At 44.0% G+C, this 25,054-nt stretch carries 20 protein-coding genes; 7 read left to right on the forward strand and 13 right to left on the reverse strand.

Annotated elements, in window-relative coordinates; translation table 11 throughout:
* Window positions 1-32 precede the first annotated feature (32 nt).
* Together R7Q41_RS04565 and R7Q41_RS04570 are read right to left on the reverse strand one after the other, a co-directional pair.
* Complete coding sequence (locus tag R7Q41_RS04565) at window positions 33-1,715, reverse strand: aspartate:alanine antiporter (protein WP_005378028.1); 1,683 nt, start codon at window positions 1,713-1,715, stop codon at window positions 33-35.
* Window positions 1,716-1,890: 175 nt separating this feature from the next.
* Window positions 1,891-2,157, reverse strand: coding sequence for a GrxA family glutaredoxin (locus R7Q41_RS04570; protein WP_005378026.1), 267 nt, complete (start codon window positions 2,155-2,157; stop codon window positions 1,891-1,893).
* Between the two features lie 377 nt (window positions 2,158-2,534).
* Between R7Q41_RS04570 and R7Q41_RS04575 the strand changes: the two genes are divergently transcribed.
* Window positions 2,535-3,779, forward strand: a complete 1,245-nt coding sequence (locus R7Q41_RS04575; protein ID WP_054576427.1) for an iron-containing alcohol dehydrogenase — start codon at window positions 2,535-2,537, stop codon at window positions 3,777-3,779.
* A 76-nt stretch (window positions 3,780-3,855) separates the two neighbouring features.
* Here the strand turns inward: R7Q41_RS04575 and R7Q41_RS04580 are convergent, their stop codons facing one another.
* The 5 genes from R7Q41_RS04580 to R7Q41_RS04600 form a co-directional block, all read right to left on the reverse strand.
* Window positions 3,856-4,710, reverse strand: a complete 855-nt coding sequence (locus R7Q41_RS04580) for a MurR/RpiR family transcriptional regulator (protein ID WP_005378021.1) — start codon at window positions 4,708-4,710, stop codon at window positions 3,856-3,858.
* A gap of 311 nt (window positions 4,711-5,021) precedes the next feature.
* Complete coding sequence (gene panP, locus R7Q41_RS04585) at window positions 5,022-6,668, reverse strand: pyridoxal-dependent aspartate 1-decarboxylase PanP (RefSeq protein ID WP_005378019.1); 1,647 nt, start codon at window positions 6,666-6,668, stop codon at window positions 5,022-5,024.
* 211 nt (window positions 6,669-6,879) lie between these two features.
* Window positions 6,880-7,392: a hypothetical protein gene (locus tag R7Q41_RS04590; RefSeq protein WP_017634875.1), complete on the reverse strand. Its 513-nt coding sequence runs from the start codon at window positions 7,390-7,392 to the stop codon at window positions 6,880-6,882.
* Window positions 7,393-7,600: 208 nt separating this feature from the next.
* On the reverse strand, window positions 7,601-8,506 hold the full coding sequence (locus R7Q41_RS04595; RefSeq protein ID WP_005378011.1) for a lysine exporter LysO family protein: 906 nt from the start codon (window positions 8,504-8,506) through the stop codon (window positions 7,601-7,603).
* A gap of 146 nt (window positions 8,507-8,652) precedes the next feature.
* Window positions 8,653-9,573 (reverse strand): HDOD domain-containing protein, encoded by a 921-nt coding sequence (locus R7Q41_RS04600; protein WP_005378009.1) that lies wholly within the window; start codon window positions 9,571-9,573, stop codon window positions 8,653-8,655.
* A 369-nt stretch (window positions 9,574-9,942) separates the two neighbouring features.
* Here R7Q41_RS04600 and R7Q41_RS04605 point away from each other — a divergent pair, with 369 nt between their 5' ends.
* Window positions 9,943-10,530 (forward strand): TfoX/Sxy family DNA transformation protein, encoded by a 588-nt coding sequence (locus R7Q41_RS04605; protein WP_005378007.1) that lies wholly within the window; start codon window positions 9,943-9,945, stop codon window positions 10,528-10,530.
* Between the two features lie 193 nt (window positions 10,531-10,723).
* On the opposite strand, the gene R7Q41_RS04610 is transcribed toward R7Q41_RS04605, so the two are convergent.
* The 3 genes from R7Q41_RS04610 to R7Q41_RS04620 form a co-directional block, all read right to left on the reverse strand.
* Window positions 10,724-11,272, reverse strand: coding sequence for a hypothetical protein (locus tag R7Q41_RS04610; protein ID WP_005378006.1), 549 nt, complete (start codon window positions 11,270-11,272; stop codon window positions 10,724-10,726).
* 291 nt (window positions 11,273-11,563) lie between these two features.
* Complete coding sequence (locus R7Q41_RS04615) at window positions 11,564-12,061, reverse strand: response regulator (RefSeq protein WP_005378005.1); 498 nt, start codon at window positions 12,059-12,061, stop codon at window positions 11,564-11,566.
* Window positions 12,058-13,998: an ATP-binding protein gene (locus R7Q41_RS04620; RefSeq protein WP_318144376.1), complete on the reverse strand. Its 1,941-nt coding sequence runs from the start codon at window positions 13,996-13,998 to the stop codon at window positions 12,058-12,060. The genes R7Q41_RS04615 and R7Q41_RS04620 overlap by 4 nt, the downstream gene beginning before the upstream one ends.
* Before the next feature lie 186 nt (window positions 13,999-14,184).
* Here R7Q41_RS04620 and R7Q41_RS04625 point away from each other — a divergent pair, with 186 nt between their 5' ends.
* The 3 genes from R7Q41_RS04625 (at window position 14,185) to R7Q41_RS04635 (ending at window position 18,100) form a co-directional block, all read left to right on the forward strand.
* Window positions 14,185-15,453, forward strand: a complete 1,269-nt coding sequence (locus tag R7Q41_RS04625) for a DUF945 family protein (RefSeq protein WP_158156193.1) — start codon at window positions 14,185-14,187, stop codon at window positions 15,451-15,453.
* A 137-nt stretch (window positions 15,454-15,590) separates the two neighbouring features.
* A complete protein-coding gene (gene serC / locus R7Q41_RS04630; protein WP_064353824.1) occupies window positions 15,591-16,685 on the forward strand; it encodes a 3-phosphoserine/phosphohydroxythreonine transaminase in 1,095 nt (364 codons plus the stop codon).
* An 83-nt stretch (window positions 16,686-16,768) separates the two neighbouring features.
* Window positions 16,769-18,100 (forward strand): D-serine ammonia-lyase, encoded by a 1,332-nt coding sequence (locus R7Q41_RS04635; RefSeq protein WP_182016164.1) that lies wholly within the window; start codon window positions 16,769-16,771, stop codon window positions 18,098-18,100.
* A 97-nt stretch (window positions 18,101-18,197) separates the two neighbouring features.
* Here R7Q41_RS04635 and cydC read toward each other — a convergent pair whose 3' ends face one another.
* The 3 genes from cydC to trxB form a co-directional block, all read right to left on the reverse strand.
* Window positions 18,198-19,919, reverse strand: coding sequence for a heme ABC transporter ATP-binding protein/permease CydC (gene cydC, locus R7Q41_RS04640; RefSeq protein WP_053303181.1), 1,722 nt, complete (start codon window positions 19,917-19,919; stop codon window positions 18,198-18,200).
* The gene (gene cydD / locus R7Q41_RS04645) at window positions 19,912-21,699 is read right to left on the reverse strand and encodes a heme ABC transporter permease/ATP-binding protein CydD (RefSeq protein WP_167415146.1); all 1,788 of its coding nucleotides are present in this window, start codon (window positions 21,697-21,699) and stop codon (window positions 19,912-19,914) included. The genes cydC and cydD overlap by 8 nt, the downstream gene beginning before the upstream one ends.
* A 103-nt stretch (window positions 21,700-21,802) precedes the next feature.
* The gene (gene trxB, locus R7Q41_RS04650) at window positions 21,803-22,762 is read right to left on the reverse strand and encodes a thioredoxin-disulfide reductase (RefSeq protein ID WP_213966547.1); all 960 of its coding nucleotides are present in this window, start codon (window positions 22,760-22,762) and stop codon (window positions 21,803-21,805) included.
* Window positions 22,763-23,121: 359 nt separating this feature from the next.
* Here trxB and R7Q41_RS04655 point away from each other — a divergent pair, with 359 nt between their 5' ends.
* Both R7Q41_RS04655 and R7Q41_RS04660 read left to right on the forward strand, forming a co-directional pair.
* Complete coding sequence (locus R7Q41_RS04655; protein WP_005377989.1) at window positions 23,122-23,778, forward strand: 2OG-Fe dioxygenase family protein; 657 nt, start codon at window positions 23,122-23,124, stop codon at window positions 23,776-23,778.
* Window positions 23,762-24,997, forward strand: coding sequence for a cysteine desulfurase-like protein (locus tag R7Q41_RS04660; RefSeq protein ID WP_085569570.1), 1,236 nt, complete (start codon window positions 23,762-23,764; stop codon window positions 24,995-24,997). Before R7Q41_RS04655 ends, R7Q41_RS04660 begins: the two co-directional genes overlap by 17 nt.
* Window positions 24,998-25,054: the final 57 nt, after the last annotated feature.

Raw genomic sequence — 25,054 nt, forward strand, 5'->3', positions numbered from 1 at the left:
CGCCTTTTTGTATTTCATAGTCAAAGTGAGTATTAACTTAGTATTATCAGAATCGTACCAGCTAGCGTCATTAAAATATTCGCAATCGCATAGGTACCCGCATAACCAAGGGCTGGGATGGTGGACTTAGCGTAGTCGTTAACGACATCCATAGCCGGAGCGCAAGTACGGGCGCCAATAATGGCACCGAAGAGCAGGGCACGGTTCATCTTGAGTACGTGTGCGCCAACTAAGTAAGCCAGAACTACAGGCACAACACTGACAATAAATGCCAAACCAATGACTTTTGGTCCTACTTGCGTTAGGTGCTCGAACATCTTTCCACCTGCACTTAGACCAATTCCGACCATAAAGAACATTAACCCTAGATCTTTGACCATATTCAGCGCCCCTTGTGGGACATAACCGAAAGTAGGGTGATTTGCTCGTAAGAAACCAAGCGTAATACCGGACAACAGAAGACCCACCGCATTACCCAAACTGAAAGACACCTGACCGAACGTCATTGTGATGAGGCCAAACAGAATACCCAAAATAAAGAAGCTACAAAAAGCGAGCAAATCGGCCATTTGACTGTGGATCGAGATGAAACCGATTTTTTCCGCCAGTCCATGTACTCGGCTTTTCTCGCCGCTCACTTGAAGGACGTCCCCTTTAGCGAGCACAATGTCTAAGTCCATAGGCATTTCAATCTGAGCGCGAACTACGCGGTTTAAGAAACAGCCAAACTCAGACAAATTCAAATCCGATAAACGCTTACCTGCGATTGCGTCACTTTTTACGACGATTTCTTCTTCAACGATGCGTAAATCAAGCAAGTTACGGTCGAATACTTCTTTACCATTACGGAAGCTAGGGTCTAAGCGAGCATGGCTGTCAGGGAAGCCAACCAGTGCAATTTCATCTCCCTCTTGCAAGATAGCATCACCATCTGGGTGGGCGAGAATACCATTTCGGCGGATTCGTTCAATGTAACAGCCAGTTTGACGATAAATACCCAGTTCTCGTAAGTTTTTACCATCAGTCCAGTCAATTAGCTCTGGGCCCACTCGGTAAGCTCGAATAATGGGTAAATACACTTTTCTCTGGCTTGAATTTCCAAGGCCACGCTCTTGTGCGATTTGCTGCGCGGAATCAGAAAGGTTTTGTTTTTGCAGTTTTGGCAACAATTTAGCAAACATGATCATGCTAATTAAGCCGACCAGATAAGCCATCGCGTAGCCTACGGATAGATTTTCTAATACCAGAGAAAATTCCATATTCCGCGGTATAGTCGCAAGGCCAGAGTTAAGAGCATCTTGTGCACCAACCAGTACTGGCGTTGCGGTCAATGCGCCTGCCATCATACCGGCGGATAAGCCAAAATCGAGGCCGAAATAGTGACTCAAGCCATACGTTAAGCTGACCGCAGACACGAGAACAGTCATGCTTAAAATAAAATAATGCTTACCATCTCTGAAGAATATACCAAAAAAGTTTGGTCCAGCTTCAATGCCAACGCAGTAGATAAACAGCATAAAGCCAATGGTTAAAGCTTCTGCATTAAATGAGAAACCAAGGTGGCCCATTACCAAAGAGGTAATAAGAACGCCAATAGAGTTGCCTAATTGTAATTTGCCAAATCGAATTTTTCCGATGGCAAGGCCAATGGCTAATACGACGAAGATTAGAAGGATAGGGTTTTGCTCGAGAAGGTATACGACGTCTATGTTCACTGTGTGGCTCGGTAGAGTGTGTGCCAAAAAAGATTAAGAACTGTGAATTGTAACTAAATATAGCAAAAAGATAAGTGAATTTTTTTAGGTTTTACCATTAGTTGACTTAACGTAATAACCAGCTGAAAAATAATAAAAAAGCCGCATGAAGCGGCTTTTTTGAAAACAGTCTTTATTACTCGTCAAATAGACCTAGGTGCTCTTTCGCGTATGCTTCGAACTCGTCGCAGCCACCGATGTGCTCTTGGTCGATAAAGATCTGAGGAACGGTTTCAACTGGTTTACCAACTGTTTTCTCAAGATCTGCTTTAGAAATACCTTCAGCGTGAATATCAACGTAACGGTAGTTGAAGTCATCACGTTTTGCTTTTAGCGTTTCTGCGTGCTCTTTTGCACGAACACAGAAAGGACATGCAGGGCGACCAAAGATAACAACGAACATAATCTTATTTCTCCTAAATCTATTCTTTTTTGAAAGCGTACAAAACATAGCGGCTGAGTGCGCTTTCTTTTGTTGGAGTAACTATGCCCGATCCAGATACGGAAATAAAGCGGCAATTACCTCTTGGTTCTATAGGTGAAATCTATCGAATAAAAACTAAACGCACGTGCTTATTTTACGACTCTGAAGTATGTGAAGTGACGCATAAAAAACATACATTCTAAAGGGTTAATGATGGCAAGGTGGAATTGGTCAATTTTTTTTGTTTAAAAAAATAGCAATCTATTTTGGCTATACGCAAATAACTTCAACTCTTACATAAGTGTTAAATCAGAGGGCGAGAGGTTATTTGGGTATATTCTTTTGGGAGGGTGTGTATGTTTCAGTTTATGACTGCAACAAGGATTATATTTGGTGAAGGTGCACTTCAATCTTCATTATCCGTTATTAACCAATTTGGCTACAGTGTTTTGCTGGTTACTGGGCAGGATACCCAACGAGCCGCCCCCATTATCCAATATCTTAAAGCTCAAAATATGCGTTACCAGCACGTAGCTATCGTTGGTGAACCATACATCACGATGGTAGAAGAGACCGCAGTGCTCGGTAGAAAATTCCAACCTGATATGGTGGTTGCGATAGGTGGTGGCAGCGTCATCGATATGGGCAAAGCCTTAGCTGCCATTATTCCCAATCAAGGCAATGTTTACGATTACGTAGAAGTGGTAGGAAGAAGCGTCCCTTTAAAAGCAAAGCCTCTTCATTTTATTGCAATTCCTACGACAGCAAGCACCGGTTCAGAAGTGACCAGAAATGCTGTGCTGAAATCTGGACAAGATAAAGTGAAAGTGAGTCTTCGAAGCCCTGATATGCTCGCAGACGTTGCCATTGTAGACCCGACACTTACTTACGGGACCGACCAATACACATCTGGACGTGGCGCAATGGATGCGTTCACTCATTTAATGGAAGCGTATGTGTGTGGTGAGCCAAACCCTCTTACTGATATGGTCTGCGAAGAGGGGCTACGCCGTTTAAGCCGTTCAGTGATTGCCGCTTGTAAGCAAGATAATCATAAGGCGCGCTCTGATTTATCGTTCGCTGCATTGCTTGGTGGTATGGCGATTACTAATGCCAAATTAGGTGCTGCTCATGGGTTAGCATCGGCGTTAGGAGGCAAGTTAGACGCCCCCCATAGCGTTATTACGGCTCGCCTAGCTCCGCACGTGATGCAGGAGAACATTAACGCTGCTAAACTCGCGGGTAGGAATGATGTGATAAGTCGTTATCGTAAGCTGGCCCAATTAGTCACTGAGCGAGTAAATGCTAACGAACACGATGGAATTCTTTGGGTAAATATGGTGCTAGATAAGTTAGCGTTACCGCTACTGGCTCAATTTGGAGTATGCCAAACCTCTTTTGAGCAAGTGGCGAATGATGCGCTTAAATCAATGGCAATCAAAGGGAATCCTTTACCTCTTAATCAGGAACGTTTGATACACATATTGCAGCAAGTCTGTGATTGTAGTGGAGAGTGTGTAGCAGAGAGTGCACAACATGTCAGTTCTGTTGAAGTACTGGAATCAAGAACGGACTTATCGAGTGTCAACGACTTAGGGTGATTGCTCCCTTAGCAGCATTAAAACAAAAGGGGAGCCTTGAGCTCCCCTAGATAAAGTATTGACTAAGCTTTAGTGCTTAGTACTGGCTTAGTTTGTCATAGCGACTGTCTTTCAACGCATCTTTTACGCGTTTTAGGTTCTCACGGAAACCTGTACCACGGCGAAGAGTGAAGCCAGTTGCTAGCACATCAATCACTGTCATTTGTACAACCCGGCTTGCCATTGGCATGTAAACGTCGGTATCTTCTGGAATATCGAGCGTGATGGCCAGCGAGCTTGCCTTTTCTAGAGGAGAATCCTTCGCTGTAATCGCAATAACCGTTGCGCCATTTTCACGAGCAAGGTTCGCTATTTCTACCTGACTCTTTGTTCGACCGGTATGAGAAATAAGAACCACAACATCATTATCACTGCAGTTGATACAACTCATGCGCTGCATAACAATATCTTCAAAACAAGTAATTGGAATATTAAAGCGAATAAACTTGTTTTGTGCGTCTCGGGCAACAGAAGATGATGCACCAAGGCCAAAGAATGAAATGCGCTTCGCTTGCGTTAGCAAATCGACCGCACGGTTCACTTGCATTGGATCTAGGCTATTTTTCGCGACATCTAAACAGGCCATCGTCGATTCGAAAATCTTATGGGTGTACGCGTCTGGGCCATCGTCTTCTTCCACATTACGGTTAACGTAAGGGGTGCCGTTTGCTAGGCTCTGTGCCAAGTGAAGCTTAAAATCTGGAAAGCCCTTGGTGTCCAGACGACGACAGAAGCGGTTTACAGTGGGCTCACTAACGTCAGCCATTTTAGCCAGCGTTGCAATGCTTGAATGAATTGCAGTTTGTGGAGACGCCATAATTACTTCCGCAACTTTGCGCTCTGACTTACTGAAATTCTCCAGGTTTTTTTGAATTTTTTCTAATGTATTCATAGTGTTCACGAGGGTATAGAGAACAACTCGCTGGCTCTGCTAACGAAAGGAAACACGAAGATTCCGGAGTAGAGTGGGGCGTTAACGAAAACAACCAGCGCCATAGAATCAGTATAAACCTGATCTTCAATCAGTCTAAACCAATAACGGGTACTATTTAGTGAGAATTTGACAGGCCTCAAACAAAATGTTGTAAAAACTACAGAATTGGATGTGTAAACGAAGTTTTGTTGCGCTAGTCGCACGATAATGATGTTTGAGTTACATCAAAACGAAAAAAAATTTCAAATTGATGTAACTTGATCTGGCCGTTAAGACGATTGAATATCAACAACCAGCTGCTGAATTCTTTTCATCAAATTTGGTGCTTGCTTGGCGATTTCGCGTTGTTCATCAAGCACTGAGCTCAAAATTTCTTTTGTGGTCAGTGGATTTGCCAAAACCACTCTAAACACTATCGTATTCATGCGTTGCCATTGGTCTGGGTTCAGTCTTGTACGTGAAACGAACGATTTGCCCGTTTCGCGCTGACGCTTTTGAATAAACTGTGTTAACTCATTGATCAGCTCATTCAGTTGTTCTTTTTGTGAGCCTTCTGCTTGTGCTAATGCTTCACGGATGAATGGCGGCAAATAACGGTATGTGAGCAGACAAAGCTCTGGTTCAGAAACTAATTCGAAATCATCTTGCTGTTTGATTAAATCCGCAAAGTAGCGAGCTTTTTCAATGCTTTGGTCAATAAGAAGCTCATAACCTGGGCGACTTATGATGTGCATTGCGGCGTAGACCAACATCGCCATACCCGAACGTGAACCTTCTAATGTATGGCTGCCTAGGTCTTTTGAACCTTTGCGCAATATATATTGAGCGTGATGTTCTATGGATTTCATTGCGTCAGGGTCTTTGAACAGAACCATACCAGCGCCCATCGGGATGTAGAGCTGCTTGTGCGCATCAATAGTTACTGAGTCTGCCATTTCCACACCTTTAAGAAGGTGACGGTGATGGTTAGACATAAGTGTTGCGCCACCCCATGCGGCATCTACATGGAAGTGACAGCCGTGAGCTTGGCAGACTTCAGCGATTTCAGGCAATGGATCAACATTACCTGTCTCTGTTGTGCCTGCCACACCAATAACAGCAATAGGCTTGATATTTTGTTTTTCGAGCTCAACAATTTTCGCTTTCAGGTCGTTGACAATAATACGGTTGTTGGCATCGGTTTTAACCGCAACCAAGCCCTCTTGGCCTAGCCCTAATACATCGGCTGCTTTCTTAAGGGAGTAGTGACCACGCTCAGACACTAGCACCGCTAAGCCATCATAGCCATAGTGCTTCATGGCTTTAAAAAGGCCTTCCTTCTCAACGCCTTTAAATGAGCCATTGGCTCTTAACGCTTTGTTACGTGCTACCCAAAGCGCAGTGATATTGGCAATGGTGCCGCCGGAACAAAATGCGCCTAATGAGTGGTTTGCACTGTGCATCCACTGATTGTAAAAAGTATCATTCTGACCATATATCAAGCGATGCAGCATACCCAAAACTTGACGCTCAAGTGGCGTAAAGGCTTTGGAAGTCTCTATTTTTACCAGGTTTTGGTTTAAGGCGATCATGATCTTTGACAGTGGCATCAAGAAATAAGGCAGTGCCGATGTCATATGACCAATGAAGCTTGGTGAAGATGTGTGAACTGAGTGCGACACCAAAGTGTCGAGTAAGTGCTCTGTATGATCTGACACGAACTCTGGCTGCTCAGGAATCTGAGCAGAAGAAAAGTCTTTTTCGATTTCGCGTAAAGGCTTTTCTTCTGCCACGATGTGTTCACGAAGAAATTGATTTAGATTTCGCGAGAGGCTCTCGTCAATTTTAGTTAACGTTGAGTCCGGACCTTCTGGGACAGTGAAGATCTTTAGCAAGCTCTCAAAGCTAACATCAGCGGTTTTTTGTTCCTTAACCATAGCAAAGAATCTTTGTAGTTATTTTGGTAATGCGAGCGGCACAATCTAAACTAAAACGGGCGCAAAGTCCCGTTTTAATTGTTGAAACCCAAGTTGTAGAAATGAAAATTTTAGGTGAAGGTTACGATATTCACATTAAAAAATTCTAGATTGAGTACGTTAAAACATTCTAGTGTTTTCGAATGCTAATCAACGACTAATGCGAGCAATCTTAGTCACATTTCTGCTTTTCAATCTTTTCTATTGACTGATTGTACTTATTAAGTGCGGTATCAATTTGTTGGGGATGACTAAGCAGATCAGCGAATGCTGAACGAAGCTCGTAGTTTTTTGGGTGGTTAGTTGATTGACGGTCGCTAAATGTCTGTTTTGCAACTTCACCTAACTTATCGCTTCGGGTCGCTAACTGCTTAACGTCATGTTGCTCTAGTTTTAACCATGCTTCGATTGGCTGTTCCGTCGCAACGCGGCTAGGGTCGTTCTCTAGAAAGTAGTGAACCGCTTCGCGGTTTAATTCAAAGTGATGTTTACGTCCATCCAAGAACCATTGACTAACTTCTTTCAGATCTGGATATTGGGTAACCGTCAAATCAACAAGATCTTGATACCACTGTAGTGAGGCATCGACGTAGCCATCGTATTTGCTAGCAAGACATTGTTGATCTGCGGCAAGCGTAAAAGTTGAGCTTGTAGCGAGGAGCGCTGCAACGACAAAGCGTTTCATTCTTCTTCCTTCTGGTTGTTATCCCTTTATTAACGCAATGCACATCAGTTGATGTTTCTCCCTTCTTTCTATTTGGTCGTGACAAATCGTTGGGCTGAATGACGAAAAGAAAGAGGGGTCTTGCCAAAAAATATTGACCACTTTGACGTTAACTGGGTATTTAAATTTTTGCCGTATTGTAATGGATGTTAAAGCGAAAACCTGAGATCTAGCTAGCAAGTGATACAAAGAAAAGCATCATAACTGGTACCAATAAACTCAAAATAAAGCCGCTAACGATAGCAACAGGAACACAACGCACACCACCGGTAGTTTGAATAACGGGTAGGGTGAAGTCCATTGCTGTTGCACCGGCATAACCAATTGCGGTGCACGGATAGCTACGAATAAAGAGAGGAATGGCAACCAGTGCGACTAACTCTCTCATCAATTCAATCAAGAACGACGCGCCACCAAATACCGGACCAAAAGCGTCACCCATTAAAATACCTGCGAGTGAATACCAGCCAAAACCTGAAGCCATTGCGAGTGCTTGATAAAGAGGAAGATCCAAAAGCACCGCTGCAAGAACGCCACCAAGCATACATGTTGCGATGACAACAGCCGCAATGGCCATTCCTTGTTTATTTAATAGGATTTGACGCAGAGTAAGTCCACTATTGCGCAGCTGAATACCAATAAAAAATAGAAGTAGAAAGAGTATCCATTCGCTTGCTGTATCTACCCAACTCAAATCAATGGGTAACAGCAGGCCAACCACTAACCCTCCGCCAACGACCACGATAAGCTTAACTGACTCTAAAGCCATCGAAGATAACGGTAGCTTCTTTTGATTCTGATTGGTCTGGAGTGGAATAATTTTATCAATAATAGGCAGAGCCAACAGGTTGCAGGCACTTAGACACAAAAAAAACGTACTCGCATAGAGGAGAATACTTTGTAAGTTGCTGCTTAAATTATCGAGCGCCGCCAAACTAAGACCCATCAACGACAAAATGACGTAAATAAGGTAGGACGTTGACTGATTGATCTTCTCCAATAACGAAGATCGAGATATAGGAATTAGATACCCCACCACAAGCGGAGCGAAAATAAATAGCATCCCTGAGAACATAAAGCTCAATGATTCCTTTTTGAGATAACATCAACACGCATAAATCAAATTATCTATCGGTTGAAATTAGAGACATTTCACCACACACAGCTCAGCCTTGAGCGAATCGTTTTATCGCGGATAAGGTATTATCAGAAAGCGATAAATTACAAACCGCTAGCATTGAGTACAGCACGGATTTGATCATTGAAGTCAGTATCACTCATGTTACTAAGTTCATACAAGACTTCTGCACCAGTTAAGTTGAATTCAACTTCATGTTCGTCAATGCGTTCATCGTGATTGCGGAACATCAATAAATGATGCGCAATTCTAGCGATGTCGAGATAACTCACTTCTGGTCGCGTTAACTCGTATTTTTCGTTTGAGGATACTTCTCTGAAGTCGTTGTCAAACCCCCAACGCTCAAGTACCAGTTTACTTGTGGCAGAACAACGTGTTTGGAAGATCTGCAATGCAATATCTGGGTCTAAGTAATTGCCCCTATCTAAGTACAAGTGGTACTCATTAATTAGGCAAAATAACCCAATATCGGCTAATAGACCGACCAATAACGCCTTTTCTTGCTCTAGATGACCATAAGTGCCTGGCTCGTGGCTACGAAACGATTGAACCAACATCACCATGACGGCACCGAGCTCACGCGATATCGCTGCACTCTTCACCAAGATGGCATTGCATTCTTTAGTGAGATTAACTGAGTGTTTAAGTTGCTCGATCGCTTGTGCGGTAACAATATCACGTACACGAAGTATTCCGAGACGAGATACCGCTGTAGTTAAGTCGTTGCAGGTGATATTTCTGCGATTGAAAATCACAGAGTTAGCGACTCGTAAAACGACCGCTGCTAATCCGGGATCTTCCAATAAACAGTTAGCAACATCGGCAATCGTGGTGTGTTCTTCGACACATAACTGCTGAATTTTAAGCACGACATCAGGAATAGGAGGTAACGAAATCTTACCCGTGGCGATGGACTGTTCTACCAGCTGAGCAAACTCGGATTCCAGTGCGTTTATAAGCTTATCTTTATTATTTGGCAGCCAAAAAAATGATAAATGTTCCATTGTGACGCTGTACTTGAGATCTTTCGTACAGTGTACCCTTACAGCGTATTCTTTATCAATTAAATGCGTATTATGTGCCCGTAATTGCCAGCGAGATCATAATGATGGCGTGTTTTAGGCATGCTATGCGTCAAAAAAATATCACCACACAAACAATAAGTGTGAAACTAATCACGTATGCAGAATTTATACTTTTTTATATGTGACCTATGTCCTAACTTATTTTTCAACGTTAAGTATGATTAAGCAAGTTGGTGAGCACAACTCACAAAAATATCGCCAACAAATCGACATTTATAATTCGCTATAAGCTGCTGTTTATCTGGTGACATCGCTAATCGGGGTAATTTATTCAGATTAAAGAGGTCAATGGACATGACAGACCAAGCTTTTTTTAAATATGTACGCACCTTCAGTGAGTACCAAAAACGTTCTATGTTCGGTGGTATTGGTTTATTCACCGATGATGCTATGTTTGCGCTTGTCAGCAATGATTGCTGCTACTTACGTGGTGGTAATGGGCTAGATGAAGTGTTTACTCAACTGAGCTGTGAGAAGTATAAGCACGTCAAAAAACAGACGACGGCAACCGTAAATTATTATGATGTAACCGATTTATTCGAATCCGGATATGTAGGGCTTGATGAACTGGTACAGAAATCAATTGAATACTCAATTAAGGAACGGAAATATCAAAAGTCCTCTGCCAGTAGACGCTTAAGAGACTTACCCAACATGCAACTAACCCTTGAACGTATGGTCAAGAAAGCCGGTGTTGATGACGTAGAAACCTTTTTAGAACTTGGACCTGTAAAAGTCTTCAACAAAGTTAAAACGGCTTACGGTAATGATGTTGATGTAAAGCTACTGTGGAAATTTGCTGGTGCAACTGATGGCGTACATTGGAAACTGATCCAAGAGCCGCGTAAAAAACAGTTATTGGCACTGTGTGACTAAGCGAAGCTGATCGCACAATGATTGACTCGTTTCGATGGAGTTAGCGGGTCGTAAAGGCAAGTGTGAAAAGCGGAAAAAGGACGTTGAAGTTTTTTACCACTTCATTGAGTTAGTCATTAAATTAGACAAAAAAACCGAGGCAGAGACCTCGGTTTTTGTTTTTTTAATTTGCTCTTTTCTTATAGCACAAATCTTAAAACTTAAAACGCGTAGTGAACATTACCTGATCACCGTAAAAATCGTTGATACGTGCTTCAGCACCCAAAGAGAAAAGCTCTGTTGAGTGGAATCGAGCGTAGGCAGAGCCAGTCCAATCGTCATCGTTATCGATAGAAACGTAGCCGACTTTGCCGCCTACTTCTAATTGAGGGCCCAACCATTGGCGAACACCTAAGTTAAGCTCCATACCAACATCTGTGCTGCTCTCATTCGAAGGTTGCACAACGCGCATTAGCATTTCACCAGTAAGATCTGCCCAGTTGTTTAGCGGAGAATGGAAGCCAAAGCCTGCAGCTGAGTCAAAATCACTTTCAAACTCAGAGTCAATACGAGCAATAACATGCGCGTTCGGGTGAATTGATTTGCTGAATCCAGCACCAAATGTCACAGGACTTGCGCCAATACGTGCTTCGAAATAGTCGTAGCTAAAGTTGCTCATAGTTGCTGGCGCATTGCGATCGTTTGCAGCTAGGGCATGGCTTGATGCCACTAGTAAGGCAGCGGCTAATAGTGTTTTACGCATAACTAACGATAAACCTTGTTCATTATTTCCATGGATTCAAGCAACCACTTGAACCGTAATCTGATTTGTCCGACATCATAATAAAAAGGAAGGTCCACGACCAACAAAAATGTGTCGATGTTTTGTCAATTAACTTAATAGTTCCTTGGTTTAAGCAAAAACTACGCCATATACGTAGTGTCCGAGAATTTCACTCGGACAAGTAACGATGTTTTTCTAACCTCATTCGACTATGCGAGGTTAGGTGGTGCAATGAGCATCGTTGAGTTCAAGTTAGAACCAAACACTTTATTACTCGCCAAAGCTTGCTCTTCTTTCTGCCATGGCGTTGAGGATTGCCTCAGAATCAAGGATTTGAGTCCAGGATAGCAGGTTATCATCATTCTCAATCACAAACGCGGTAAGCTGAGACACGATTGCTTTTCTCAATGCTTCACCTTTCCAAGGTTTGGCAATGTAATAATCGAGACTCGCGTTATTTACGGCTTCTACGGTGTCTTCCAAACCAGCTTGTCCTGTGAGTAAAACTTTGCGCGCTGCTTTTGTGTCACCATTTTGACTGAGTTCGATTAAGAAGCTGATCCCAGTTTGTTCCGGCATAATGTGGTCACATAAAATGAGCGCAAGCTGAACTTCTTCTTCCGCCATCTCCTCAATCACTTGCCGAGCTTCAGTCACCGATTCCGCTCCTTCGACGACAAAGTTCTCCTCGAAGGGAGCAAGATCTTGGAGCACGCTATCCAAGACTTCTCGTTCGTCATCGACACATAAAATTAGATACTTGGTCATGTTTCATCTCCTTCTTCGATGACTGGTAACCAGACGGTCATTCGTGTGAACTGGCCGATCTCTGATTCGACGTCAATCCACCCTCTGTGTGCTGTTACGATTTGCTGGCAGATGGACAGCCCGATGCCTAAGCCAAAATTACCTTCTTTTTTTGTGGTGAAGTTCAGCTCGAAAATGGCGTCTCTTTGCGATTCAGGAATGCCACATCCATTATCTTCAAATGAGATAACGGCATAATGTGTGTGCTCTTTTTCTACAAGGCGTGTTTGTATGTTTAACACACCTTTCTCTGGAAATGCGTCAATGGCGTTAGAGACCAAGTTCGTCCACACCTGTTGGAGTGCGATCGGTTGACAAAGGATGGAAGGCAAGTTTGCATAGTCGGTTGAAACTTGGTGCATTTTTAATTTGTTCTCGAAAATCACCAAGGTGTCTTCAATGCCCTCATGAATATCGGCATAGTGCAGGGTCTCATCATCTGACCGAGCATATCCTTTCAGGCTTTTTACCATATCAGCAATTCGTGCTGCACAGACATTAATTGAGCGAAGTGTAGAACCTGCTTTGTGGTATTGCTCTAGTGTATTGAGAGCATGATAAGACGCTTGCTGCTTTCTCGTTAGTTGGGTAAGTAGCTCGTGATCGGATTCTAAACCAAGGCTCACCACTTTCTTTGCCAACGCTCGGTCTGGAAGAGTATGGCTAAGCGCTTTTACGCGTGATCTGAGCTCGGCGGTTGAAGCGGGTTTTGAGGTTTGCGCTTTGTTCAGTAATTCAATGCCTTTGGTTTGTATATCGGAACTGGGCGCATCGTTAAGTAATCGTTCTAGTGTATGCGTTAAATTCTCTACGCCTCTTAATATCGCGGCTACTGGATTGTTTAGTTCGTGGGCCACTCCCGCAACCAATTGACCAAGCATCGCCATTTTTTCTCTTTCAATGAGCTGCTGGTGGGCTGATTCTAAAGATTCGAGCGTTTTTTGAAGTTGCAGTTTGGTGTTGATGCTTCTTTGCAATCGGCGGTTGAAGTGGCGTAAGAGCAAGTTTGTAAAAAGAGGCAGTAAGTTTGAGTCGCTTTGCATCACTTTATTGAATACGTTGCGATTGAGTTTGATAACTTCTGTTTTGGTTAGTGTTAGAGCTGTCGAGAAAGAACATTCCCCAGTAACAAACGACATGCCTCCGACAATATTCCCTTTGTTATGGCGTACAACCTCTCGCTGCATGCCTTGCTCATCGCGCTTGTACAGAGCCACTTCACCTTCGGTGATAAACCACAAAAAGCTATTTGGCTCGCCTTCCACGGTTAACAAATGTTCAGGTGAGTATGTACGGCACGCTCTTGTTTCGTCATTATCTTTGAAAAATTGCTGGAGAGCGGAGATCACTTGCTCGGCTAACTCGGCATCAGACATCGAGTGGTAGTCGTGTAAGAATCCGGCTTGATAATGGCTCATCTGGTTATTGATGTGCGCTCGCAACAAGCTGTGATGATCCAATATCTGACTGTAACTTAGCAGGTCTTCTTTGCCATTTCGCAAGATAAATTGGGTCAGCTCTTTTTGCACTGTGTTAAATAAGACGTGATCTGGCAAAGGTTTAGTGAGGCAGTGGTCGAGCCTGCCCTCATTAACGGCAGTGAGAATTGCCTCTATATCAGACGAGCAGCTAATAAGAATTTTTCTTGCTTGCTCGGTATGTGGCATCCGGTCTAAACCAATAAGAAAATCCACGCCGTTAAAATGAGCGTGATGGCTCGCTATAACTAAAGCAACAGTCTGTTCTCTTTCTTCTAGATACTCTAAAGCGCTTTGAGCCTCTTCTATCGATTCGACAGAAAATATATCAAACTTACTTGAGAAGGCAGACAGCTCCAATCGAAACTGTTCAGCACTGATTGGGTTGTTGTCGAGACACAACACAGCATAACGATTCACAGATGTTTTAGCTCCGGTTAAAACTTCGCCACGCAAACTTTAACAATAAAAGGACATGATGAGTGGGAGCCAAGTATGATTCCTGATTAATGGACTAGAATAAGCATCAATAGTCTGATTTGTCTCAATGTTTTCTCCGCAGGTGGTTTGGGGTAGACTGACCGAAAATATCTAATAAGTGACGTTATGCAAAATCTTAAAAAAATCGGCGCCATTGGTGGTGCTATCTCATTAGCACTGTGTTGGCCATTGGCTGTCGGACAAATTGGTCAGTCCATCATTGAAGATGGTATTACCAATATGAATGATGAAATGATTAAAGGTGAAGTGGTCGAGTATCAGCGTGGCTACTTGTCTTCAGTCGTGCTGACTCGTTATTCAGTTGTTGATCCTGAGCTTAAAACTCAGCTAGAGCGTGATGGTATGCCAACGACGTTTGACGTAACCAGTGATGTTAGCCACGGTCTAACAAGCCTAACAGCTGATTCAAAATTGGTGGACAATGACTTTTTGCCTCTCACGATGCATAGCCAGACTCAACTAAATGGCAATACAGCATTTATCTTCGACCTAGACAGTTGGCATTATCGTAACGAAGCGCAAGGTGTTTCTGTTTCTACAAGCCCTGCAAAAGTAACAGGTGATGTGACGGTATTGGGTGATCTCAATTACCAAGTTTCCGTTCCTTCTGTTCAAGTGGATTTTGAAAACGGTGAAGAGCTTCATCTGAATGCATTGACAGGGCAAGGTAAAGGAAAGCAAGCAAAAGGCTACTGGTTAGGCGAGCAATCTTTCTCTCTAGAGAAGCTAGATGTGGTTGATGCGAACTTGACGCCTGTCTTTTTGATTGAAAATGCGAGCTACCGTGGTAACACTACGATGAGTGAGTCTGGTGATAAGCTGAACAGTCAATTAAACCTAGATGCTAAGAAACTACGTTTAACTGATGGGACGGATGTCGATAACTTTAAGTTGGATTTCTCAATTGCAGATGTGGATAGCCAGTCTTTTGATCAAATTATGTCTATCTATCAAGGCTCTCCTATGCTAGATGAGCAGGAAATTGCGAATTTATTGCCGCATGTCGATACGCTGTTTAGCAAAGGTTTTGATTTATCCGTGAACGAGCTTTCACTCGCGTTCGGTGACGGCAAGTTCCACAACGAGTGGCAACTATCCATCCCTGAAGGTACTGAGCATATTACTCAAGATCCAATGAAGTTGGTGACGGCCACTACTGGTGAACTTAGCACTTACTTCTCTGATGAATTAGTAACGCATTACCCATTTATTCAAGAAGGGATTGATGAGCTCCTTATTATGGAGTTGATCGAAAAAGTAGAGGGCGGTTATCAATTAAAAGCAGAAATTGGTGAAGGCAAATTGAAGTTCGAAAATGGGCATGAGTTCCCATTGGTGGCTCTACTTATGCCTGCTTTGATGCAACAACAGTAATTCGTGTTGTTGCGAATTTGTTCCAATTCAACGCTTAGTCTTTAAAAAGAGGTCGTAAGACCTCTTTTCTTGTTTTTATCACTGCGAAAACGTGATATTAATTTCTTAATATTTACATAGCAGGAGCAATGAGCATCATGGAACAAAATACGGACAACGTATTTAACTTCAGTGCAGGGCCAGCAGGTCTGCCTAAAGCAGTTATGCAGCAAGCACAAAAGGAACTAATCGATTGGCAAGGTCTTGGCACTTCGGTCATGGAAATCAGCCACCGAAGCAAAGAGTTCATCAAAGTTGCAGAAGAAGCCGAGCAGGATTTACGTGATCTTCTGAATATTCCGGACAACTATAAAGTGCTGTTCTGCCAAGGTGGTGCTCGTGCTCAGTTTGCTGCTGTTCCTCTAAACTTACTTGGTGATGCCGATACGGCAACTTACATCGATGGTGGTTATTGGGCTGGAAGCGCGGTAGCTGAAGCGAAAAAATACTGCGAACCAGACGTGTTTGATGCAAAAACAGAAATCAACGGGAAAGTCGCGGTTCTACCTGCAAGTGAATGGAAAATTGCTCCAGAAGCGGCTTACGTTCACTTCTGTCCAAATGAGACCATTGATGGTATTGAGATTAACGATCTTCCTATCACCGACAAACCGATTGTTGCTGACATGTCTTCGACAATTCTTTCTCGTGAAATCGATGTGTCTAAATACGGTGTGATTTACGCGGGCGCTCAGAAAAATATTGGTCCTTCCGGCATTGCTATTGCTATCGTGCGCGATGATTTATTAGGTATGGCGAAGCAGGTACTACCAAGTATCTTGGATTACACTGTTTTGGCAGAAAAAGAATCAATGTTCAACACGCCACCAACCTTTGCATGGTACCTGTCTGGTCTTGTTTTCAAATGGCTGAAGGCACAGGGTGGAGTAAAAGCGATTGAGCAAGTGAACCGCGCTAAAGCCGCGCTACTGTATGATTACATCGATCAGTCTGATTTCTACCGTAATGGCGTGCACTCAGCAAACCGTTCTTTGATGAACGTGCCATTTCAACTTGCTAAGCCTGAACTAGATGCAACCTTCCTTGAGCTAGCAGACTCTAAAGGGCTGAAAGCGCTAAAAGGTCATCGAGCAGTTGGTGGTATGCGAGCATCCATTTATAACGCAATGCCGCTAGAAGGTGTTCAAGCGTTAGTAGACTTCATGCAAGAGTTTGAGAAAAACTACGCATAAGCTCAAACTGATAGTTGTTCTCCAAAGCGTCGCTATTGCGGCGCTTTTGTTTATCTCAACTCACATCATTCCAGGAAGGTAAAATGACCAAGGCAAATATTGAAGCGCTGACTAAGCAGTTCCCACTCTTGGCAGCACTTATTGATCTTGAAGAGGTTTGTTGGTTCAACCCCCATATCAGTTCCTTGGAGGAAGGCTTACCTCATGTCGGGTTAGATGAAAAAGATATTCAAGCGGCGAGTGAACGGCTAACACGATTTGCGCCTTATTTGATGAAGGCGTTTCCCGAAACGGAAACGTCGCGTGGCATTATTGAGTCCCCAGTGGTGGATATTCCCAATATGAAAGTGCGTTTGGAGCAGCAATACGACACACCAATATTGGGCCATTTAATGCTCAAAAAAGACAGTCATTTGCCAATTTCTGGTTCGATCAAAGCGAGAGGTGGTATTTATGAAGTGCTCACTCATGCAGAAAAGTTGGCGTTTGAAGCCGGCTTGCTCTGTGAAAACGATGATTACAGAAAATTGTTCAGCAATGAGTTTCGGCAGTTTTTTAAGCAGTACAGTATTGCGGTTGGCTCAACCGGCAATCTTGGTATGTCCATCGGCATCATGAGTGCGAAGCTGGGTTTTTCAGTTTCAGTCCACATGTCTGCGGATGCGCGGGAATGGAAGAAAAATAAGCTCCGGTCGCATGGTGTTAATGTCGTAGAGCACCAAGAAGATTATGGTATTGCTGTCGAGCAAGGTCGTAAAGAGGCAGAAAAAGATCCCAACTGTTTCTTTATCGATGATGAAAACTCACGGACGCTGTTTCTAGGTTACTCTGTTGCGGGTGAGCGTCTTAAGCAGCAATTTGATGACTTGGGAATCGTGGTTGATGAGCATCATCCATTGTTTGTTTATCTTCCTTGTGGTGTTGGCGGCGGGCCTGGTGGCGTGGCATTTGGCTTGAAGGTAGCATTTGGCGAGCATGTCCACTGTATTTTCGCAGAGCCAACGCACTCACCGTGCATGCTGTTGGGCGTACATACAGGCTTGCATGACGATATTTCGGTGCAAGATCTGGGTATCGATAACATCACCGCCGCTGATGGTTTGGCAGTCGGGCGTGCCTCGGGATTTGTCGGAAGAGCGATGGAAAGGCTACTTGATGGTTTTTACACCATTGATGACGCTCGTATGTATCACCACTTGGGTGAGTTAAGTGAACTGGAAGGTATTAATCTAGAGCCTTCTGCATTAGCCGGTATGATTGGGGCAGTGCACGTCTCGAATAACCATGCTTATCAGTCTCGAATGAAATTTGACGAAGAAAAACTCAAAAACGCAACACATCTTGTTTGGGCAACAGGTGGGGGCATGGTTCCGGAAGATGAAATGGCGGCTTATCTCAAAAAATCTGGTCGGTAAATCAGCACTGTATACGTGCTTAATTAGGTAACTAATAATACAGGAATAACAAAAGGGCTCATCGTTTGATGAGCCCTTCTCGTCACTGAAAATCGAATTATAGAGATTGTAATAGCTGGTAGTAACGACCTTTTTGAGCGAGTAGCGTTGGATGGTCGCCTTGTTCGATGATCTCACCTTGTTCCATCAAACAGATGCTATCCATACTTTCTAACTCTATCAGTCGGTGTGTAATGAATACTACTGTCTTATTAGCAAAGTGTTCATTGAAAAGCGCCATCACTTTTTGTTCCGTACGCTTATCGAGGCCTTCAGTCGGCTCATCTAAGAGTAGGATTGGGGCATCACGTAGCAATGCTCGAGCAATACCGATTCGGCGTTTCTCACCACCAGATAACTGACGACCGCCGTCGCCTAACCAAGCGTCTAAACCCGGCTCTTCAAGAAGTCCGCCAAGCTCGACTTTTTGTAAAATAGTAGACAGTTGCTCATCACTTGCGTCCGGAGCGGCCATGAGTAAGTTGTCACGTAGTGTCCCGTTTAGTACATCTACGCGTTGACTGACCACTGTCATTGCTGCTCGCAGGTCCGACTCGCTCCAATCTTGCAGTTTTGTACCACCGATTCGAACTTCACCTTGGTTTACATCCCAGTAGCGACAAAGAAGCTGAATCAGTGTTGATTTACCTGAACCTGTTTGACCTACAATTGCAGTTTTAGTGCCCAACGGTAGTGAGAGTGACAAGTCTTTCAGCACCTTTTGCTGACCGTCAGGGTAAGTAAAATCTATGTTGTCGAATTCAATGTCTAACGTTGTGTCTTTATGTTTCGACTGCTCAGGGAAGACAACGTCAGGTTCAGCCAAAATTACTTCATTTAAACGACGAGCAGAGGTCAACGTTTGACCGAGATACTGGAATGCGCCCGCGATAGGCATCAGAATCTCAAAGCTCGCCATGGTTGCAAACGCAAACAGCGCAATCCAAGGATCAGGAGCACGACCACCTACGCCGTCTGCAGCAAACCAAAGCATCACAACCAGTGTAAGGCCGTTCACCAGCATAAGCAGGCCTGAAGCCATGCCCGTTAAATTCGCGTTCACAAATTGGTTAGACAGCAACTGCTTCTGCTTCTCTAGAATGAGATTACGATAACGTTCTTCTGCTCCAAAGATACTCAGTTCACTGTAGCCTTGAAGCCAGTCCAGTGTCGCCACTCGCAATTGCGCTTTATGATGAGTGAGATTCTCGCCATTACTTTTACCAAGTTTATAGAACAACACTGGCCATACAAACAACATGACGGTAAGAATCGAGCCAAGCAGCAGCGCGAGATGCCAATCAAAGAACGCCAGGACAGCCGTTAAACTCAATATGCCAAAAACACCAATCACGACAGGGCTGATAAGTCGAAGGTAAACGTGATCCATCGCATCTACGTCCGCTACTAGGCGGTTGAGCAGATCGGCATCACGCATCGTAGAAACACGACCCGGAATCAGTGGTGCAAGTTTCTTAAAGAAGAAGATACGTAGATCAGTAAGCAGCTTGAACGTTGCATTGTGGCTAACGACACGTTCTCCCCATCGACCTGCGGTTCGAGCCATTGCAGCGCCGCGTACCCCGGCACCTGGTAACATGTAGTTGAAGGTCTCACGAGCAACCGTCAAGCCTGCCACCGCTGCGGCTGAAATAAACCAACCTGATAGCGTTAATAAGCCAATAGATGCCGCTAAGGTCAGAAATGCCAGTAGCATACCTAGCGAAAGACCAAACCAGTGTTTCTTATAGAGTTTTAGATAAGGGAGTAAATCACGCATCTAAGTTCCCCTTGTCTGTTTCACGTTGTGCGAGGTTCGCTTCCAACATGTCTTTAAATAAGCCATATTCTGTCGACAGTGTGGCGTAATCACCACGTTGAACAATCTGGCCGTCCTGCATAACAAGAATTTGCGATACGTTTTGTAAAGGCGCAAGTTGGTGAGTAATCATCAAATTCGTTGTGGCATGCGCATACTTGTTAATGCCTTCCATCACGAGTTTTTCACTGCGAGCATCTAAGCTTGCGGTTGGTTCATCTAATAACCAAAAACGACCATTTTGTAGCATGGCGCGAGCCAGTGCTAAACGCTGCGCTTGGCCGACAGATAAACCACCAGAACGATCAGATATCGGATAATCCAACCCATGCATTTCAACAAATTCAGCAGCGTGAGAGTCATTCAACACAGAATGTACGTCTGCATCCTGAATATTGTGCTTACCTAGTGTGATGTTATCTCGAATGCTACCGTGTAATAGCATCGGGTTTTGACCAATCCAGCTTACTGCCTCTCGCCATGTGGCTAGATCCAGTTGCGACAATTCACAACCATTAATCTTCAAGCTACCTTGATAAGGCATGAAACCGAGGATGGTGTTTACCAAACTTGTTTTACCTGCGCCACTTGGTCCAACCAACGCTGTACTTTTGTTGGCTTCAAGAGAGAAGGATAGGGGACCTGCGAGCTGCTTACCTTCCGGACTAAAAATGGTTAACTGGTCCGCTTCAATATGGATAGGGCTGTTTTTATCTAACGCTTGGGTACCATCTTTGATTTGATCGACTTCCAAATCCAGAAACTCGACAATGCTTTCTGCTGCGCCAACCGCTTGCTGTTTCGCATGATAGAACGTGCCCAAATCACGTAATGGCTGATAAAACTCTGGAGCAAGAATCAGAATGAACAAACCAGCAAAGAGCGTAACACCTGCGCCGTAGTAGCCGAAATCGAGCTCCCCGATATAACTAAAGCCAAAGTAGACAGCGGTAATTGCGATAGAAATAGAAGTGAAAAACTCTAACACCGCAGAAGACAGAAACGCGATTTTCAGAACGTCCATGGTACGAGTACGAAAGACTTCCGAAGCACCCTTAAGAGTTTCAGTTTCAGATTTTGTTCTATCGAATAAGCGAATGGTCGTCATTGCTTGCAAGCGGTCATAAAAGTGACCCGACAAACGCTGCATTGCTTTAAAGTTTTTACGGTTTGCTTCTGCGGCTTTCATCCCAACCAGTGCCATGAAAATAGGCACTAGTGGTGCAGTGACCAGGAAGATCAAGCCTGCTGCCCAGTTTACTGGGAATACGACAACCAAAATGATGAAAGGCACTAGTACCGATAATGACATTTGAGGCAAGTAGCGTGAGAAGAAATCTTGCATATCTTCTACCTGCTCTAAGATGAGCGTTGCCCAACTGCCAGCAGGTTTGCCTTTGATGTAAGCTGGCCCAAGTTTATGAACTTTATCTAAAATGAGTTGGCGAATATAAACTCGAATTTGCTCCCCGCAACGGTAACCGGCAAGCTCTCGACCCCAGGTACAAGCAGCTCGACCGATAACCGTGCCACCGAGCCCAACAAAATGCCAAATGAGGTCGGCTTTGTCGACTTGGTCAATGATTAACTGGTGCAGAATGGAGGCGAGCAGGGCTGCTTGAGCCAATAAAAACACGCTTGAAAGTACGCCTAGGCCTATCGCAATCATAAGCCAGCGCTTGGCTAACTTACTTTGTTGCTTCAGCCACTTATTCAAGCTGCTTTGCTTTTTCTTATCCATCGTGAAGGCTTAATGATAATTGTTTTAATGAGGCGGTAGTATACAAAAGAAAACCCAGCGGGAATACCGCTGGGCTTTAAGGATATGACACAAATGTGAAAAGTTATTTGTCACCAAGTGAGTCTAAGAAACGTTCAGCATCTAATGCAGCCATACAACCTGTACCTGCAGAGGTGATCGCTTGACGGTAGTTGTGGTCCATTACGTCGCCAGCTGCAAATACACCTTCGATACTAGTTTGTGTTGCGTTGCCTTCAAGACCTGATTGAACGATGATGTAGCCATCTTTCATGTCTACTTGGCCTTCAAAGATTTGTGTGTTTGGCTGGTGGCCAATTGCGATGAATGCACCCATTACGTCGATATCTTCTGTCGCACCGCTGTTCACGTCTTTAATGCGGACGCCCGTTACGCCCATATCGTCACCCAGTACTTCATCGAGAGTGCGATCGGTATGAAGAACGATATTACCGCTTTCAACTTTATCCATCAGACGTTTTACAAGGATCTTCTCTGCGCGGAATGAATCGCGGCGGTGGATCAGGTGAACTTCTGACGCAATGTTAGATAGGTATAGCGCTTCTTCAACAGCCGTGTTACCACCGCCCACAACTGCAACTTTCTGATTACGGTAGAAGAAACCGTCACAGGTTGCACAAGCAGAAACGCCGCGACCTTTAAATGCTTCTTCAGACTCAAGGCCAAGGTATTTTGCTGATGCGCCGGTAGATATGATTAAGGCATCACAAGTGTACTCACCTGAGTCGCCTTTTAAACGAAATGGGCGTTGTGATAGCTCTACTTCATTGATGTGATCAAATACGATTTCAGTTTCGAAACGCTCGGCGTGTTCTTTCATTCGATCCATCAATGCTGGACCTGTCAGTCCCTCAGCATCGCCTGGCCAGTTTTCAACTTCAGTTGTGGTGGTTAGCTGACCACCTTGTTGCATTCCCGTCACAAGCACAGGTTTTAAGTTTGCACGCGCTGCGTAGACGGCAGCTGTGTATCCTGCAGGACCAGAACCAAGAATTAATAATTTACAGTGTTTTACGTCGCTCATTATGGCTCCAAAAAGGGCGTAACATTTCCCTCGATTGTATGGAAATTCTTAGTGCTTTAAAAGCATAAACAACGATTGTGATCGAATAATTGGTTATAGATTAGAACCCACTAAATATTGATAGAGAACGTTGACTTCTAGCATAAAATTCTATTCGTAGTAGAGAAGTCTAGTTTCAAATATTGTCAAAGCGTAAAACTGAAACATGACTCTGTTTTTGTGTTTTAATTTGGTTTGTTATGTCGTTTTCGTCGTTTTGTTGAAGCTATCAACGTTAAAAGCTGGTAATTGCAGAATATTTGCGTAACCTAGTGTGTAAATTAAATGTTAATTAATGTGCCTCATTAAAGGAGCAAATGATGTTACATTCACGTGAGAATACTCTACATTTAACACAGCTCAGCATGGCAGCAATTGAGCAGCTTTCCCCATCGTTTGAAGAACTGCCTCGTACCGAACATGCAGATGGTCAGTATCGACTACGACGTTATTCTGTGGTTGGTTTTGATAACGGCAAAGTCATCGACTTAAATAAAAATAGCTTTGTTCAATCCTCTGATATCAACCGATTTCAAGGTGATGTTGTAAGACAATTCGAGCCAATTGAGAAGGATATTCTTACCAGCGATGGATTTCGAGAAATGTGTGAATTGTTTGTCAATGCGAATCATCTGCCAAACGGTCAAGAAATAGAAATTCACCAAATCCGTATCAGGGCACTGGAAGAAGAAACCCAAGTAGCACCTGAAGGTGTGCACCAAGACGGTTTTGATCACATTGCAATGGTTGGTGTGGGACGCCATAACATCATCGGTGGCGACATCATGCTGTACAGCAGCCATAACCAAGCCCCATTTTTCCGTAAAGTGCTAGAAACCGGAGAGGTCGCAATCTTGGCTGATAGCAAGCTGTGGCATAACGCGTGCCCAATCCGCTCTGTTATTGATGACGAAGCGGGCCATATGGATGTATTTGTACTCACGGCTACGGATAAGCGTAATGAACTTCAATCTTAATCAGATCAGAGAGCAATTTCCGGCGTTGGCTCAATACCACAACGACAAGCCCGTGACGTTTTTTGATGGTCCAGGTGGCTCACAAGTGCCTCAATCAGTACTAGACAGCATGGTTGGGTATTTAGGTCGTTTCAACGCTAACTTAGGCGGGCATTATTTTTCTAGCCAAGTGACCGTTGACGTAATGCAAAATGCGCGTGAGTCGGCTCAGGCGCTACTTAATGCCCCTTCATCTGGCAATATTGTCTTCGGTGCCAATATGACCTCACTAACCTTTCAGCTTAGTCGCGCGATTAGTCGAGATTGGCAAGCAGGAGATGAGATCATTGTCTCCGCTTTGGATCACTATTCAAATGTATCCAGCTGGCAGCAAGCGGCAGAAGATAAAGGCGTTACGGTTCATCAAGTTCGTATCAACGAAGAAGATTGTACGCTTGATATGGAGCATTTAAGCCGCCTTCTTTCTGATAAAACGCGCCTTGTCGCTGTGACTTATGCATCGAACACGACGGGTTCTATTGTGGATGTACAGCAAGTAGTCAGCATGGCGCACAATGTTGGGGCACAAGTTTATGTGGATGCCGTCCATTATGCGCCTCATCATTTGGTTGATGTTCAAGCGTTAGGTTGTGACTTTTTAGCTTGCTCAGCTTACAAGTTTTTCGGACCGCACGTTGGTATTGCTTACATAGCCGATCAGTGGCTCCACAGTATTCGCCCTTACAAAGTCGAGCCTGCCACTAATATAGGCCCTGGTCGATTTGAAACAGGAACGCAAAGTTTTGAAGGTCTTGCTGGTGTCGTTTCTGCGGTTGAGTATCTGGCTCAATTTGGTGAAGTCGGTTTACCTCTTCGCCAACGATTGGAGCAAAGCTACCAACTGTATGAACAACATGAGCAGCGCTTGAGTGAGCGTTTCTTGCAGCGTTTGAATGCATTAGATGGTGTCAATCTATTCGGTATCGCAAAGGAAGATAGCCAACTCCGCACGCCAACTTTTGCGCTAACGTTTGACCGATATTCTCCAGAGTTCATCGCGAAAACACTGGGTGAACATAACATTTGTGTATGGAATGGTCACTTTTATGCGTTGGGCTTAGTTCGTCAACTTGGTTTAGAAGAATCGGGTGGTGTAGTGCGAATTGGTTGTATGCATTACAACACAATAGAAGAAGTCGATATGTTATTCGATGTGCTAGAAAGCATCCTTGACGCATAATTAACGATTTCTTCCTGATAGAAAAACAAAAGCTCGAGTCAAACTCGAGCTTTTTTC

The organism is Vibrio sp. 2096 (genome assembly GCF_033339595.1).
GTDB classification, from domain to species: Bacteria; Pseudomonadota; Gammaproteobacteria; order Enterobacterales; family Vibrionaceae; genus Vibrio; species Vibrio alginolyticus.

Coding starts and splice junctions, on each gene's coding strand:
- R7Q41_RS04570 (WP_005378026.1), bottom strand. CDS start 2,157: ATGTTCGTTGTTATCTTTGGTCGCCCTGCATGTCCTTTCTGTGTTCGT.
- R7Q41_RS04575 (WP_054576427.1), top strand. CDS start 2,535: ATGTTTCAGTTTATGACTGCAACAAGGATTATATTTGGTGAAGGTGCA.
- R7Q41_RS04580 (WP_005378021.1), bottom strand. CDS start 4,710: ATGAATACATTAGAAAAAATTCAAAAAAACCTGGAGAATTTCAGTAAG.
- panP (WP_005378019.1), bottom strand. CDS start 6,668: ATGGTTAAGGAACAAAAAACCGCTGATGTTAGCTTTGAGAGCTTGCTA.
- R7Q41_RS04590 (WP_017634875.1), bottom strand. CDS start 7,392: ATGAAACGCTTTGTCGTTGCAGCGCTCCTCGCTACAAGCTCAACTTTT.
- R7Q41_RS04595 (WP_005378011.1), bottom strand. CDS start 8,506: ATGTTCTCAGGGATGCTATTTATTTTCGCTCCGCTTGTGGTGGGGTAT.
- R7Q41_RS04600 (WP_005378009.1), bottom strand. CDS start 9,573: ATGGAACATTTATCATTTTTTTGGCTGCCAAATAATAAAGATAAGCTT.
- R7Q41_RS04605 (WP_005378007.1), top strand. CDS start 9,943: ATGGACATGACAGACCAAGCTTTTTTTAAATATGTACGCACCTTCAGT.
- R7Q41_RS04610 (WP_005378006.1), bottom strand. CDS start 11,272: ATGCGTAAAACACTATTAGCCGCTGCCTTACTAGTGGCATCAAGCCAT.
- R7Q41_RS04615 (WP_005378005.1), bottom strand. CDS start 12,061: ATGACCAAGTATCTAATTTTATGTGTCGATGACGAACGAGAAGTCTTG.
- R7Q41_RS04625 (WP_158156193.1), top strand. CDS start 14,185: ATGCAAAATCTTAAAAAAATCGGCGCCATTGGTGGTGCTATCTCATTA.
- serC (WP_064353824.1), top strand. CDS start 15,591: ATGGAACAAAATACGGACAACGTATTTAACTTCAGTGCAGGGCCAGCA.
- R7Q41_RS04635 (WP_182016164.1), top strand. CDS start 16,769: ATGACCAAGGCAAATATTGAAGCGCTGACTAAGCAGTTCCCACTCTTG.
- cydC (WP_053303181.1), bottom strand. CDS start 19,919: ATGCGTGATTTACTCCCTTATCTAAAACTCTATAAGAAACACTGGTTT.
- cydD (WP_167415146.1), bottom strand. CDS start 21,699: ATGGATAAGAAAAAGCAAAGCAGCTTGAATAAGTGGCTGAAGCAACAA.
- trxB (WP_213966547.1), bottom strand. CDS start 22,762: ATGAGCGACGTAAAACACTGTAAATTATTAATTCTTGGTTCTGGTCCT.
- R7Q41_RS04655 (WP_005377989.1), top strand. CDS start 23,122: ATGTTACATTCACGTGAGAATACTCTACATTTAACACAGCTCAGCATG.
- R7Q41_RS04660 (WP_085569570.1), top strand. CDS start 23,762: ATGAACTTCAATCTTAATCAGATCAGAGAGCAATTTCCGGCGTTGGCT.